General features: G+C 32.2%; 13 protein-coding genes and 1 pseudogene. 7 read left to right on the forward strand and 7 right to left on the reverse strand.

The features are described from left to right. Positions 1–20 precede the first annotated feature (20 nt). Both D1818_RS20225 and D1818_RS20230 read right to left on the reverse strand, forming a co-directional pair. Positions 21–914, reverse strand: a complete 894-nt coding sequence (locus tag D1818_RS20225) for a YihY/virulence factor BrkB family protein (protein WP_118461194.1) — start codon at positions 912–914, stop codon at positions 21–23. Between the two features lie 27 nt (positions 915–941). After that, complete coding sequence (locus D1818_RS20230) at positions 942–1,193, reverse strand: hypothetical protein (RefSeq protein ID WP_118461196.1); 252 nt, start codon at positions 1,191–1,193, stop codon at positions 942–944. Between the two features lie 406 nt (positions 1,194–1,599). Here D1818_RS20230 and D1818_RS20235 point away from each other — a divergent pair, with 406 nt between their 5' ends. The 6 genes from D1818_RS20235 (at position 1,600) to D1818_RS20260 (ending at position 11,209) form a co-directional block, all read left to right on the forward strand. Beyond that, the gene (locus D1818_RS20235; RefSeq protein WP_162897290.1) at positions 1,600–2,994 is read left to right on the forward strand and encodes a CotH kinase family protein; all 1,395 of its coding nucleotides are present in this window, start codon (positions 1,600–1,602) and stop codon (positions 2,992–2,994) included. 197 nt (positions 2,995–3,191) lie between these two features. Next, positions 3,192–3,776, forward strand: coding sequence for a M48 family metalloprotease (locus tag D1818_RS20240; RefSeq protein ID WP_118463969.1), 585 nt, complete (start codon positions 3,192–3,194; stop codon positions 3,774–3,776). 40 nt (positions 3,777–3,816) lie between these two features. Beyond that, the gene (locus D1818_RS20245) at positions 3,817–5,052 is read left to right on the forward strand and encodes a Pycsar system effector family protein (RefSeq protein WP_118461200.1); all 1,236 of its coding nucleotides are present in this window, start codon (positions 3,817–3,819) and stop codon (positions 5,050–5,052) included. Positions 5,053–5,054: 2 nt separating this feature from the next. Next, the gene (locus tag D1818_RS20250) at positions 5,055–6,584 is read left to right on the forward strand and encodes a GH3 auxin-responsive promoter family protein (RefSeq protein WP_118461202.1); all 1,530 of its coding nucleotides are present in this window, start codon (positions 5,055–5,057) and stop codon (positions 6,582–6,584) included. A gap of 12 nt (positions 6,585–6,596) precedes the next feature. Beyond that, entirely contained in the window at positions 6,597–10,307 is a 3,711-nt protein-coding gene (locus D1818_RS20255; RefSeq protein WP_118461203.1) for a metallophosphoesterase, read from the forward strand. Positions 10,308–10,315: 8 nt separating this feature from the next. After that, entirely contained in the window at positions 10,316–11,209 is an 894-nt protein-coding gene (locus tag D1818_RS20260; protein WP_118461205.1) for a hypothetical protein, read from the forward strand. Between the two features lie 14 nt (positions 11,210–11,223). Here D1818_RS20260 and D1818_RS20265 read toward each other — a convergent pair. The 4 genes and pseudogenes from D1818_RS20265 to cls form a co-directional block, all read right to left on the reverse strand. Then, positions 11,224–11,559 (reverse strand): annotated as a pseudogene (locus tag D1818_RS20265) (porin family protein); the annotation flags it as partial. 21 nt (positions 11,560–11,580) lie between these two features. Further along, the gene (locus D1818_RS25500) at positions 11,581–11,769 is read right to left on the reverse strand and encodes a PorT family protein (RefSeq protein ID WP_147406205.1); all 189 of its coding nucleotides are present in this window, start codon (positions 11,767–11,769) and stop codon (positions 11,581–11,583) included. Between the two features lie 207 nt (positions 11,770–11,976). Further along, on the reverse strand, positions 11,977–12,579 hold the full coding sequence (locus D1818_RS20270) for a porin family protein (RefSeq protein ID WP_118461209.1): 603 nt from the start codon (positions 12,577–12,579) through the stop codon (positions 11,977–11,979). A 154-nt stretch (positions 12,580–12,733) separates the two neighbouring features. Further along, on the reverse strand, positions 12,734–14,155 hold the full coding sequence (gene cls, locus D1818_RS20275) for a cardiolipin synthase (RefSeq protein ID WP_118461211.1): 1,422 nt from the start codon (positions 14,153–14,155) through the stop codon (positions 12,734–12,736). A gap of 126 nt (positions 14,156–14,281) precedes the next feature. Here cls and D1818_RS20280 point away from each other — a divergent pair, with 126 nt between their 5' ends. Beyond that, positions 14,282–14,689, forward strand: a complete 408-nt coding sequence (locus D1818_RS20280) for an arsenate reductase family protein (protein ID WP_118461213.1) — start codon at positions 14,282–14,284, stop codon at positions 14,687–14,689. A 23-nt stretch (positions 14,690–14,712) separates the two neighbouring features. On the opposite strand, the gene D1818_RS20285 is transcribed toward D1818_RS20280, so the two are convergent. Next, positions 14,713–15,048 (reverse strand): hypothetical protein, encoded by a 336-nt coding sequence (locus tag D1818_RS20285; RefSeq protein WP_118461215.1) that lies wholly within the window; start codon positions 15,046–15,048, stop codon positions 14,713–14,715. Between the last annotated feature and the right edge of the window lie 188 nt (positions 15,049–15,236).

A 15,236-nucleotide genomic window follows, 5' to 3' on the forward strand; every position in this document is an offset into this window, starting at 1 on the left:
TATGATAAGAAGTTATATGATTAAGAAACTTTCTCTGCATACGAAGAAGGTTTTATTCCTGATCCATATGCTAGGGCAAGCACTTTTGTGAATTCTGCTCCAAAGAATAAAATTAGACTAGAATACGAAACCCACAACAGTATTAATATTACAGATCCTGCGGCACCAAACGTGGATCCAGGATTGACGGTTCCAAAATAAATACTTAAAGCATATTTACCAATACTAAATAAAATTGTAGTTACGAAAGCGCCTAACCACACGTACCTCCATTTCATTTTCACATCAGGTAAGACTTTAAATATCATTGCAAATAGTACTGTGGTTAAAATAATAGATAGTAGAAAATTGATAATGAGAATAACATAAATGATAATATCTGGGAAATGCCTGCCTATCCAATTTGTAGTTGCAGTTACCAAAGTTGTCAATACCAATGATGTTAATAGCAAAAGACCAATCATTAGGATCAATCCTAAGGAAAAAATTCGGTCTCTAACCATTTTTAATATTTCGCTTTTGGGTTTAGGCTTAACACCCCAAATCGTATTTAATGCTTTTTGTAAAGCAATAAACATTCCTGTTGCTCCATAAAGAAGTGTGAAAATACCAATGATGATTAATAAGGTAGGTTGTTCTTGGTCAATAGCATTTTTTAGCATAATTTCTACAGTTTGAGCTGCATCTGTTCCTAAAACAATTGATATTTCTTTAGTAATTTTACTTTTTATTTCATTTTTTTCATAAAACAGTCCGGTCGTCTGGATGATGATAATAAGTAAGGCAGGAAAAGAAAACAGCGCATAATAGCTTACCGCTGCACTCATTTGGAAAGGCTCATTAGCATTCCAATTTTTATAGGTAGCTACGAGAATCTTAAAGAATGATTTTAAAGGTATCAGTATATGATTCATAATACTAAGGTAAGTTAATCGATGATTTCATTTGTAATATTTCATGTACTTATATTTGTTACTTCCCGTAGTATCCCTTTTCCTGTAAAATAGTACAGAGGTTTGGGAATCGTAGGTGGGTTCAATTCTTTGAGAAGAATAAGTCTTAGAACAGGCAATTATTGATGAGGTAAGTGTATAAAGAATAGATACACTTTTCTTTTGATAAAATTCTACAGGGATTAGCACCTCTGCTCTATATGTATCGCTTCTGTTTTCTAATTGATTTATTCTATACACTTTATCAATATTTTTAACCCGTCCTCATTAAATCAATTATAAAAGGAGGATGAAAAATCATAACGCATTTAATTGATCAAAATACTTATGATGAGTTTTGGTTTTATTTTTTTTGTATCGTTTTCAATTTTTTCTTGAGCATATGTTGTTTAGAAAAGTAGGATAATGATATTAGTTAATTTGAAAATCATAAAATCAAACTCATAATAAACTTCAAAGTAGTCAAAAAGTATGTAACTTAATGGTGATTTATGGATACAGTCAAAACTTCTAGGGATTACGTCATATTTAAACACTATTTGTTTCAATATTTGTCTTAGAAAAAAATGTCTACTAAATAAACTCAATGAAGTTTAAAAAAAAACGACTACTCATATATATATTGATACTTGTAAATCATTCTCAAATGCATTCTCAAAATATTGAGATGATGATTCCTAAAAAAGAGAATTATGGTATTGATCAGAAACATAAAATTATTGTATGGAATTTTAAGATCCCAGACGTTCCGGATTCTAACAGCAATATGCTAAATATAAATTTTGAAGGTGATTATTTATTTTCTTCATCATTAGATAGTTTGTCATACGAAAAAAGTTATGATGTGAACTATAATGGAGAAATATTTAAATTATATATTACGCAACTGCCTGTTATTAAAATAACTACAGAAGAAGCTATAGAAGATGATCCAAAAGTTCCTTCTCAATTTACATTTGCTAACCAAGATAGTATTAAAAGTGCTATAGCAGGCGTTGAATTGCGAGGTAACATTTCACTAAAATTCCCAAAAAAATCTTATGATTTAGAGTTTTGGGAAACCTCTCAAGGAGAAACTTCGGTTGATATGATGTTTGGAGACCTAAGAGAAGATGATGATTGGATTCTAGATGGGTTGTATAATGAACCACTTCGTTTACGATCTTATTTCTGCAATAAACTTTGGTTATCGATTTACAAGCCTTCATATATAATTCAAGAAGAGAAGGCAAAAAGTGGTATTGATTTAATGTTTGCAGAAGTCTTTTTGGATTCAAAATATATCGGAATACATGCGCTGACGGAGCAAGTAGATCGAAAACTCTTACAACTCAAAAAGTATAAAAAAGGTAAAGTAAGAGGTGAGCTATTTAAGGCAGGAAGTCATAATGGGGCTCCTGCGTATAAGATGGTACCAAAATATAAAAATATTTTCCCCCATTGGGCAGGATACGAGGTAGAGTATCCTTTTGTAAACTATAAAGCTCAATGGAAAAACATTTATCGATTTACAAAATTCGTGATCAAATCTAAAGATTCCACATTCAAGAAAAGAATAGCAAAAAAGTTTGATTTAGATAATGCCATTGATTATTTTTTGTTTATTAATCTTGTTCGTGCTACGGATAATCTGGGGAAAAACTTTTATGTTGCGAGATATGATAAGAAAACACCTTACTTTAATGTGCCTTGGGATTTAGATGGTGTTTTAGGAACTATTCAGGATGGTAAAAGAATTCCAACTACAAATGATATTTTAAGCAATGGGTTGTTCGATAGATTGCTTAAAATGAATCCAAGTAACTATCGAAACCGATTAAAAGCTCGCTGGTTCTCTCTAAGAGAAGAACAATTTAGTAATGAAATGTTATTTAAAAACTTGAAGAAGTCTTATGATTATTTCGCAAATAATAAAGTGTACGAAAGAGAATCATTAATTTGGCCCTCGGACGTAGCATTATCTGATCATTTAAGTTATATGGAATCTTGGTTGTCCGATCGTCTTCTATATTTAGATAGTTATTTCAATGATTTACAGTAATTTTTGATTATAACATTCAAAAAAAAAGCTCCTTTTAATGAAAAAGTAGCCATATCCATCAAAAGAGTTACCCTTTATATCATATGCATTAATGTCTCTGCTAGTTCTAATTTATCTTGCTAACAGTAATGCGATATTCACAAAGTTTAAAAATAATTTTAATTCTTAGTCTCTACTTAGTGACTATAAGTAATATTATGGCTTCATTCGACACTTCACATTTGAATAACAAAATTATTCCTTTATCAATTATAAAGGAGGCTGGAATTGCATTATCACATTATCCAGAATTAGAAGAAGTGAGAATCGAATTTAAGTTTAAGTCTTCTCTTAAGAAGTCATTTATGAAGGCGCAACCAAAGTTTTCTTCGATTTTTAGATCAAAAAAGAAAAGAGCTTATGTCATTTTGATGAGTGAAATTTTTAAAATAGACAGTTTACAACTCTCTATTAAAGATGTCCCAGAAAATGTATTGATAGGTTGGTTGGGGCACGAGTTAGGTCATATTATGGATTATCATAGAAGAAGTAGTTTGAATCTTATGCTATTTGGAATACAATACTGGATTTCTCCAAATTACATAAGAGAGGCAGAGCGTATAGCAGATACCTATGCAATAACACATGCGATGCAAGATTACATCTTAGCAACTAAAAAGTTTATCCTTAACCATAGTTCCTTATCTGAAAAATATAAAGCACGTATTAGAAGACTATATCTATCTCCTGATGAAATATTGCTTTTGGTTAAGGAGCAAGAGACAAACAAATTGAAACTTTGAATATACTCAACTAACTATCATTTAACTAAAAAGAATACTAATGAAAGCTATACTGGAAAAAGCAGAAAATTACATATTCGAACTCTTTAAGGAACAATTACCCACGACGTATTTATACCATAATTTTCTGCATACACAAAGAGTTGTAGAAAGTGTAAAAGAGATTATCGAAAAAACTGATATTAGTAATGAAGACTCAGAAGCTGTTCAGATTGCCGCTTGGTTTCATGATGCAGGATATATTAAAGGTGAAGAAAACCACGAAAAAGAAAGTGTACGAATAGCATCAGAATTTTTATCAGAACATCAAATAAGTGACAAGGCAATATCGATAATAGAAAACTGTATTTTGGCGACAGAGTTTGAGAAAAAGCCAAATACTATTCTTGAAGAAATTATCAAAGATGCTGACAGCTCTCATTTGGCTAAAGATTATTTTGCTGAAGTGAGTGAACTTCTGCATCAGGAGCTAATACTCCTAGGTATTTCGGAACTTTCTGGAAAAGAATGGAGAGCTGAAAATGTAAAATTATTTTCTAAACAACACAAATACTACACCCGATATGCAGTCGAAAATTGGGAACCAGAAAAAAATAAAAACTTATTAAATCTTCTTAAAAGAGAAAAGAAAAATAAAAAGAAACACAAAAAAGAGGTTGTCAAAGCAAAACTTAAGGCAAAATACAAAGACGAAAGCCCGGAGAGAAGTATTCAGACCTTATTTAGAGTCACCCTAAGAAATCATATTAAGTTAAGTGATATAGCGGATACGAAGGCTAATATCTTACTTTCTGTAAACGCGATTATTATTTCATTGGCGCTAGCAAATCTAATTCCTAAACTTGATGCAGCAAGCAATCGTCACTTAATGATTCCTAGTTTAATTTTAGTACTCTTTAGTGTGGCCTCTATTATTTTATCAATAATGTCTACACAACCAAAAGTAACTGGAGGAGAGTTTACTACAGAGCAGGTAAAGAATAGAAAAGTAAACTTATTATTTTTTGGGAATTTTTACAAAATGCCTTATGAAAGATATCAATGGGCAATTGATGAAATCATTAATGATAAGTCCTATGTATATAAAATGCTAACCAAAGATCTTTATTTATTGGGATTGGTGTTGAAGAAGAAGTACACTTTATTAAAAATAACATACATCGTATTTACCATAGGAATTATACTATCGGTACTAGCTTTTATTATAGCCTTTACAGGTATAGATTTAGTAGAACAAGTAGGTAATCCAGAAATTTTAGATAAAATCACAGAATAAACATGGCAATTATAGGATCATTAATAAAAGGAGCAATTGACTTAAAAGGGGCATTAACCTCTGAACCCAATCATGTAGAAGCGCAACAAAAAATACTGGAGATGCTATTAAAAACAGCTTCTGATACTGCCTTTGGTAAAACATATGAGTTCAATAAGGTTCTCGAATCAGAAGATTTACAAAAAGCATACGCTGATAAAGTACCTTATTTCGACTACCATCAGTTACATAAAGAATGGTGGTCTAGAGTGATTGATGGTCAAGAGGATGTAACCTGGCCAAGTAATCCTGATTATTTCGCATTGAGTTCTGGTACTACTGGAAAAAAAAGTAAACGTATTCCGGTTACAAATGATATGATTGAAGCCATTCGTAATGCGGGAATTAAACAAGTTGAAGCATTATCTAATTTTGATTTACCTGCAGAATTCTTTGAAAAAGAAATCATGATGTTGGGGAGCTCTACTGATTTACAAGAAAAAGATGGACATCTCGAAGGAGAAATCAGTGGTATTAGTGCTAGCAATATTCCTTTTTGGTTTGAAGGGTTTTATAAACCTGGTCGTGATATTGCAAAAATTGATGATTGGGATAAACGTGTTCAGCGTATTGCAGAAAAAGCAAAAGATTGGGATATTGGAGCATTGAGTGGTATCCCATCCTGGATGGAGTTAATGCTTCAGAAAGTTATTGACTATCACAATGCTGAAACTATACACGATATTTGGCCAAACTTACAAGTCTATACTTCTGGAGGAGTAGCTTTTGCACCTTATGAGAAAAGCTTTAATAATTTATTGGAACATCCCATTACCGTAATCGATACATATCTCGCTTCAGAAGGATTTATAGCCTATCAAGAACGTCCAGAAACTGATGCGATGAAGTTAATTACAGATAATGGTATTTATTTCGAATTCGTTCCTTTTCAACCGGAGTATATCAACCAAGATGGGTCCTTAAAACAAGATGCACCCTCAATCACATTAGCAGAAGTAGAAACAGATCAGGATTATGTGTTATTGATAAGTACTGTTTCTGGTGCTTGGAGATATATCATTGGAGATACTATAGAGTTTACTGATGTAGTAAGAGCTGAAATTAGAATTACAGGACGCACCAAGTTTTTTCTAAATGTTGTTGGTTCGCAATTATCAGTTAATAAAATGAATACCGCTTTACGAGAGATTGAAGAAAAGTTTGATATCGAAGTTCCTGAGTTTACGTTAGCAGCGACACGGATTAATGACGAGTTTCATCATCATTGGTATTTGGGTACGGAAACTTCTGTAGAAAACAACGTTTTAGCGGAAACACTAGATGAGGTACTTAAAAAGGCTAATAAGAATTACAGAGTAGCCAGAAGTAAGGCTTTAAAAGGAGTAAAAGTGACCACAGTGCCGATGTCAATATTTTCAGAATGGAGTGGGGCACAAAAGAAAAAGGGAGGGCAAGTAAAAATGGAACGTGTTATGTCCGAAGAAAAGTTTGCCGAATGGGAAAACTTTGTGTCAGAAAATATTTCAAACTAAAAAGATCGGTCTATGAACTATAAATATATAACTCTTATTATACTTACTATTTTTGTTTCTGGTTGTGCATTGTATGAACCAAAATACAGAGAACCTTTTGATGATTCTGTTGCACTGGAAGAAAAAGAAATAGAAAAAACTTTTTATCTAATTGGAGATGCTGGATATGCAAAACCAGATCAGAGTACCTCTGCACTATTAGCTTTAGAAAAATATTTAGAGAATCATAAACAAAAAGGAAACTATACCATTTTTCTTGGGGATAATATATATCCTGATGGAATGCCTAAAAAGGATAAAAAAGACAGAAAAATAGCAGAACATCGTTTAGATGCTCAAATAGATGCTGTAAAAAATTTTGATGGGCAAGTTTATTTCATTCCTGGCAACCATGATTGGTATAATGAGGGCTTAAAAGGATTAGAGCGAGAGGAAAAGTACTTTGAGGAGAAATTAAAAGATAAGAAAGTGTTTAGGCCATCAAAAGGTTGTGCACTGGAAAGTATAGAAATTACAGATAATATCCAATTGATTATTCTAGACTCACAATGGTATCTTGAAGATTGGGATAAACACCCAACAGTTAATGATAATTGTCCAGAGATCAAAACTCGCGAGGCGATGTTTCTTGAGGTAGAAAGTGAATTCAAGAAAAATCAAGATAAAACAATTCTTTTTGCTTTACACCATCCCTTATATACTAATGGCGTTCACGGAGGTAAATATGCTCCTGTTAAACACCTATATCCATCACAAAAAAAAGTGCCAGTACCTATTTTGGGATCACTGGCCATGCAAATCCGTACAGCAGGAGCAATATCCACTCAGGATAATCAGAACAAGCAATATAAATCTTTGGTGAAGCGATTAGAAACATTGGCTAAAGGATCAGAACGAATCATTTTTGCTTCGGGTCACGAACATTCTTTGCAGTATATAGAACATAATGGAATCAAGCAGATTGTCTCTGGAGCTGGAGCTAAAAATTCATACGCTACTTTAAGTAATGATGGACTTTTTGCTTATGGAGGACAAGGTTTTGTAAAGCTAGATGTTTATAAAGATGGAGCTGTATGGGCTTCGTTTTTTGGCAGTAAAAATAATAAGCCAGAATTGCTTTTCAAGAAAGAAATTTATGAAAAAACTCCAACATATGATCTTTCTTCTATTTCTGAAATAACCCAACCAACTATTGCTGCTTCGATTTATGAAAAAGAAGGTACTGATCGAACCGAGTTTTATGAAAGCATTTGGGGGGATCATTATAGAGATTTATATGGTACAAAAATCCAAACTAAAGTTGCTATTTTGGATACATTATATGGAGGGTTAGAAGTTGTGCGTAAAGGAGGAGGACATCAAACTAGATCATTACGATTAAAAAGAAAAGATGGTAAAGAGTACAATATGCGAGCTCTAAAAAAGAGTGGTATAAAATTTCTACAATCTACTGTTTTTCAGAATAACTATGTAGAAGAATCTTTAGAAAACACTATTTCAGAAGATATTCTGTTGGATTTTTATACAGCAGGACATCCATATATTTTTACAGTAATTCCTGAATTATCAGATGCTGTTGGAGTTTTTCATACGAATCCTAAGCTGTATTATGTCCCAAAACAAAATGCTTTAGGAAAATACAACGTTGATTATGGAGACGAATTGTATATGATTGAGGAACGACCTGAAGAGAATCATAAAGATTTAGCTTCCTTTGGAAAACCTGATGACATAGAAAGTACTTCGGATGTATATGAAAGATTGAGAAGAGATGAAAAATATAAAATAGATGAATCATCGTATATAAGAGCCAGAATTTTTGATATGTTAATTGGAGATTGGGATCGCCATCAAGATCAATGGAGATGGGCAGAATATGAACGGGAAAATGGAGATCATATTTTTAAACCTATACCAAGGGATAGAGATCAAGCCTTTTCTAATTTTGATGGAGGGTTTTTAGGAACTTTGAGAGGATTAATGGGATTTGCAAATCAATTTCAGGTTTATGATGAGGAATTAAAAGATGTAAAGTGGATTAATTCTTCTGCTACTAGATTAGATCGTACTTTGATTAGAAATAGTGGAAGAGATGAGTGGCTAAAGCAAGCAACATACATACAACAAAATCTTACAGATACAGCTATAGAAAGTGCTTTTCTGAATATTCCTACTGAAGCAAAAGGAGAGGACTTAGATAATATTAAGAAGAACCTAAAAGGAAGAAGACAAAATATAGTTGATATCGCAGATCGATACTATGATTATCTTACTAGTCTAGCTATTGTAATGGGTACGGATAAAGATGATCTTATAGAGATTTATCGGATGAAGAAAGGGAAGACTAGAGTAACAGTTTCCAGAATTAAGGATGGTCTAAAAGGGAAAATTGTAAGTGATAAAATATTTGATAAGAAAGAAACCAAAGAAATTTGGATTTATGGGCTAGATGATGATGATGTTTTTGAGTCAAGTGGAAAAGTAGATAATCCTATAAAAATCAATATTATTGGAGGGCAGAATAACGACATTTATCGATTTAAAAAAGGTCGTAAAATTGCTGTGTATGATCACAAGAGTAAGCCTAATACCATTGAGAAAAAAGGTGGAGCAAGAATTAGATTTACAGATAATTATCAAATTAATAATTTTGATAAGAATGAAGGTGTGTTAACTACTTCTTCTGTATTACCAGTCATTGGTTTTAATCCAGATGACGGTGTGCGTATAGGTCCGATGGCAGTGTATACAATTAATGGATTCCATAGAAATCCTTTTTCCAGTAGTCATAGTCTTTCTGGTGGATATTATTTTGCGACACAAGGTTTTGACCTTGGATATCGTGGTGAATTTGCGGGGATATTAGGAGATTATAATATGTTGATCGGTCTTAAATACACTAGTCCTAGTTTTGCAATAAATTTCTTTGGTTTTGGAAATGAGACAGAAAATAATCAAGACGAATTAGATTTTGATTATAATCGAGTGAGATTAAGTACTTATGGAGTTTCTCTAGGAGCAGTTAAAAATGGACGTTTAGGTAGTTACTTTGAATATAAAGGTTCTATAGAAGGTATAGAGGTGGATGATACTCCAGATCGTTTTATCACTCAGGAAGCAGGTTTACAAAATCCAGAAGCTTTTGATCGCAAATGGTTCGCTGGATTGGATGGAACCTATAGATATGAAAGTTATGATGTGGTTGTCAATCCTACCAGGGGAATGAAACTTGAAGTTAACGTCGGGGGAAGAATGAATGTGGAAGATACTGATCGAACTTTTGGGTATATCAAACCACACCTTGGGTTTTATAACGCACTAACCCGTAATCGTAAGTTGGTTCTCAAAACTGCAGCTCAAGGACAATTTAATATCGGAGAAAATTATGAATTTTATCAAGCGGCACAATTGGGGGATGAGAACTTGTTAAGAGGTTATCGAACGGAACGTTTTACTGGACAATCTTCACTGGCTGGTAGTGCAGATATTCGATATAGTTTTAATCAATTTAAAACTCGAATTCTACCATTACAAATTGGAATATTTGTTGGAGGCGATACAGGTCGAGTGTGGATTGCCGATAATGATACTTCTGATAAATGGCATAGTGATTATGGAGGTGGTTTTTGGATAAATAGTGCGAATGCCATGAGTGGAACTTTTAATCTATTTACTGGAGAAGACGGAGCCAGATTTTCATTTTCTTTTGCTTTTAAATTTTAAAACATTTTATGATTAAGCATATACTACTTCTTATATTATTGGTTATTACAGTATCTGTTAAATCTCAGGTTTCTGATCTTGCACGAGTAGAATATACTTTTTTTCCGCAAAAGGATAGCGATAACTCTTTTCGGAGACTCAGAGTATTTGCTAAATATCCAATAAAATTGAATAACAAAGGAAGCTATCTGGTACCTGGTATCGAATATAGAAACGTGAATTTTATTTATAGAGATGAAACTGCTTTTGATACTAATGAATTAGAACGGTTCAGTTCGTTTGAGGGTAGTCTGACATACACTTTTTTGTTAAAAAACAACTGGCGCTTTGCAGCACAGACGGGAGCTATAGTAGCTTCTAATTTTGAGGGAGAAGGGGTAGGTGCGGAAGATATTTTGTTTACAGGTTCGATTTTTTTCGTAAAGGATAAAACAAAAGAGGCTGTCTCAAAACCTTGGCGCCTTATTTTGGGGATGCGATATTCTACAACTGCTGGAAGACCTTTTCCATTACCCTTTATAAATTACTATCGGGAGTTTCGTCCTAATTGGTCGTTTGTTTTAGGAGTCCCAAAATCTAATATTAAATATCGCTTTAAAAAGAAAAATGCTTTCCAGAGCTTTGTTACATTAGATGGCTTCTTTGCTAATATTCAAAATAATCGAAATTTCACAGATATCGTAACCTCCGAACAGAAAATAGCGAACAATATTTCAATGACAATTGTACTTGCTGGACTAGGATATGAAAGATATCTCTCGGATCACTTGGTTTTATATTCTTATGCTGGTTTTACGGTTGTAAATGATATACGTTTACGTAATGATGATCAGGAAAATGTACTCACAATTAATGATCAAAATAGTTTTTATATTCGAGGTGGGTTAAAGTTTAAAATATAGCATAAATTATTTCATTAATAGAGCATAAACCCAATTCCAACGGATAACACAGAGCTATATACTTCTAAATCATTAATAATTTCTGATAGTCCATAACTATATCTGGCTTGCATGAAAAATCCATTTTTGAATTTGTATTCAATCCCAGAGACTAATTGAAAGTCAAAATCTCTTATAGTATCTGATTCTAGATCTACGTCATTTATTGATAAACTATTATTCACTTCTTCATCAGTTTTAAACCCGAGTTGTATTCCTGCTTGTATATTAAGTCCTTTTAATAGGTAAGCTTTTGCCAGAATAGGAAATTGAATATAATCTATTTTTACCGCTATCTTTTCTGTTTGAAGCGATTCGTTAGATGTAAACCCTTACCTTGAGTAGAATGCTTCCACCTGAAATCCAAATTTGTCAGTTAACATTGCTTCCACCGCTAATCCGGCATAAAAATCAGTTCTGAAATCAAGATCATTGATATTTTCTGAATAGACAGTAGAAAAATTCGCACCTCCTTTAACGCCCATTAAAGTAGGTTGTAGCGGATAATCTTGAGCGTTCAAGGTTTAGAATGAGAGTACGGTTATTATAAGGAATAAGTGGCTTTGTTTCATTTTGTACTATAAGATTAAGAAATTTTAAATTAAAACAAATCAGATTTATTGATTAACTCAAATACCATATTCTTTAACCTTTTCGGGGATTTAGTAAACAAAAAGGCCCACCATTTGGCGAGCCTCATTATTCATAATTATAATAGTAAAAACTTTCTAAAACATGAATCCAATACCAGCCGAGAAAGTAGAATTATGTGCATCAGTATCTTCTACCACTTCAGAAAAGCCATAGGTATATCTTGCTTGGATAAAAAAGCTTTTGGCAAATTTAAATTCTGCACCAGCAGCCAATTGAAAATCAAAATCTTTAATTCGATCAGTGTCAAAATCTCCGCCATCTCCGGTTGGATCAGTATCAATCTCTTCATTAATTTTAAATCCAAATTGAGGTCCTGCATGAATGTTTAATCCTTCGATCAAATAGATTTTTGCTAAAAGTGGCACTTGGATGTAATCAATTTGGAATTCCGCTTCAGGAGTTACTGTTACTCCGGCAAAAGTTGTTTCTTCAATATCAAATCCTTGCCCAGAGTAGAAAACTTCTCCTTGTAACGCAAATTTTTCTGTAACAAAAGTTTCTGCGACAAGACCTGCATAAAAACTAGTTCTCGAATTTGGATCCTCGAAATCATCTCCTGTAATCGTTGAAAAGTTGATACCAGCACGCGCTCCAAATTGAAATCTATTTTCTATTTCTTGTGCAAATAGGCTGATACTGCAGAAAATAAAGCTTAAAAATAAAGTTGTTTTTTTCATCATTTTACGTTTTTGTTTGTAATTTTTATTTGCTCAAAATTACAGTTAACGCATATTGATGATTGACTCAAAAAACGGAGTTTTTAACCCATTTCATTAGGGAGATATAGTTTAACAGAATTTAAGAAATTATAAAAGAATACTTTGATGCTAACTATAATAAAGGACTAAAGAATCTTGCAATACCTTCAGATAATTTTCGTTTTATCCCCCGTCTTTTATAAGTATCATACTTCAATAATATACTCTCTCGGCAATCTGCGATAAAATCTTGACAAATGCTTTCTGCGATAGGTGTGTCATAGATCAAGGCGTTAGTTTCAAAATTATGTTCAAAACTTCGGTGATCAAAATTACCTGAACCTACAGAAGCAATTTCACCATCCATTATAATGACTTTGCTATGTAAGAAATCATCTTTTTGTTGGTAGATCTCAATTCCTAGAAACAATAATTCTTCAAAAAAGGATAGCATACTATATTTAGCCAACCAGGAATCTGATTTTTTTGGCACTAATAATTTAATGGTTACTCCACTTAAAGCCGCTATTCTAAGAGCTTCAAGCATCGCATTGTTTGGAATGAAATATGGGTTAGAAATATAAATATATTCTTCAGCGAGATTAATCATGGTAATATATTGCTGCATAATCGAAGGATGATCTGCATCAGGCCCACCTGCTACAATCTGGACCGCTACATCTCCCTGTTTCTTAGTTTCGGGGAGGTATTTATTAGTTAATAATAACTCTTCATTACTAGCAAAATAATAATCTTTGATAAACACTCGATGTAGGCTATCCACTGCTGGACCATTCAGATATAAGTGTGTGTCATCCCAAATTCCCAGTTCTGATTTGGGATTAATATATTTGTCAGAAATATTAACACCTCCTGTAAAACCAACTTTACCATCTATGATTATAATTTTACGATGATTTCGATAATTTAAAGTAAACAAAATACTCCCAAAATGTAGGGGCATTATTGGATATACGCTCGCTCCTATATCCTTAAATTTTTTAATCGCTTTTTTGCGTAATGAATAACTGCCTATAGCATCATATAAAATTCGTACTTCGACATTGTTTTCCAGTTTTTCTTTTAATAAAGAATAAAGTTTGTCAAATAATTCTCCTTCTTCAAAAATGTAGTATTGGAGGTGTATGAATTTCTCAGCTTTTTGAAGTTCTTTAAAAATAGAATCAAAAGTCTCTTTCCCATTTTGGAGCACTTTAACTTGATTTGCGGGTTGGGTAGCAAAATTTGAACTATTTCGTAATAATTTAGATAACTTCGAGCTCTTCTTGTTTTCAAATTCTATTTTTTGTTCTTTGACCAATCGATTTCGAAAATTTTCATCATATAAACGCCTTCTAACGGTCTGTTTGAGTTTAAAAAACTTAAATCTTCTTCGGTTTATGCCAAAAACAATATATAATATGATTCCTAAAAATGGAAAAATTAAGACAATAAGAAGCCAACTTAAGGATTTTGTAGGTCTAGATCCGTAAAGAATAATATGTAGAATAGCTAAAAGAGTAATAGTGCTATATAGGCCAATTGTGATGATCATATTAATAATATTTTAAATGAGTGTGACAATTGCTATGATTTTTAAATGGGTTACTATTTATAGCTATTGGATTATTAAAGTTTGGTAGTGATTTTTATTTTTATTAAAAGTAAAAATTTAAATAATATGGGGGTCATTTCTACCGATAAAAATAAAATTACACTAATTTATAACTCAGGTATTTCATTAGGTAAGCAAACTTACAGTTACGTAAAATCATCTGATAAAGATATCTTAGCCATTGACACTTCAAAAACCAATATTACCGGAACACAATGGTTGGAAATTGCAGATGGTCTTAATTTGGATATTTCGGATTTGATCCAGAAAGAATTTCCTAACTATAGAAAGTTGTACGATCCAAAAGTTAAACTTAAGCCAGAAGATTGGATAAAGATCATTCAAAATCATCCAGAGGTGGTTTGGTTCCCTATTTTAATTATGGGAAATAGTTTCTATCTAATTAAAGCTCCTTCTGATTTTATTAATTTAACCGATTCAAATAGCGCCGATATGTCAAGAAAATTATCTTAAAAAAAAGATAATTTCCTTCGGAATTAAAGTAAATTATCTTTTTTTGAAATGTTTTCCTCTGGTATATCATCAAAGAAGTTTGCTACTAAATCTCGATCTTCTTTGAGGTTATTTCTTTGAATAAAAGTTCCTTTTGATCCGTTGATAGTTTTGAGTATATATAGAACAGAAGTATCTCCAGGATTTTTAATTCCTTCGAACAGGTATCTTGCGATTACATATACTTCGTTAGGTTTAAATTCTTTAGAATTAGAAACATCGATAAGTTTATTTTGATGTAAAATATAATCTGACGTATATCCTTTTTTTTTATAAATCTCTTTATATTTATTTTCGTTGACATCAAAATTTGATTCCATTAATTTGTTTTTTTATTATCCTATGATGTTAAAAATGATAAGAAAGTAGAAGCACATTAAGAAAAATAGTAGAAAAAAGAAAAGGATAGCATAGGTTGCTATTCTTTTATATCCTACTTTAAAAAGAAGTATCCTTTTTAGTCTTAACATAATTATTAATTCATAAAACAATTAGTACAAACAGGTAA

Origin of the sequence: Aquimarina sp. BL5, from assembly GCF_003443675.1 — a bacterium.
Taxonomy (GTDB): Bacteria; Bacteroidota; Bacteroidia; order Flavobacteriales; family Flavobacteriaceae; genus Aquimarina.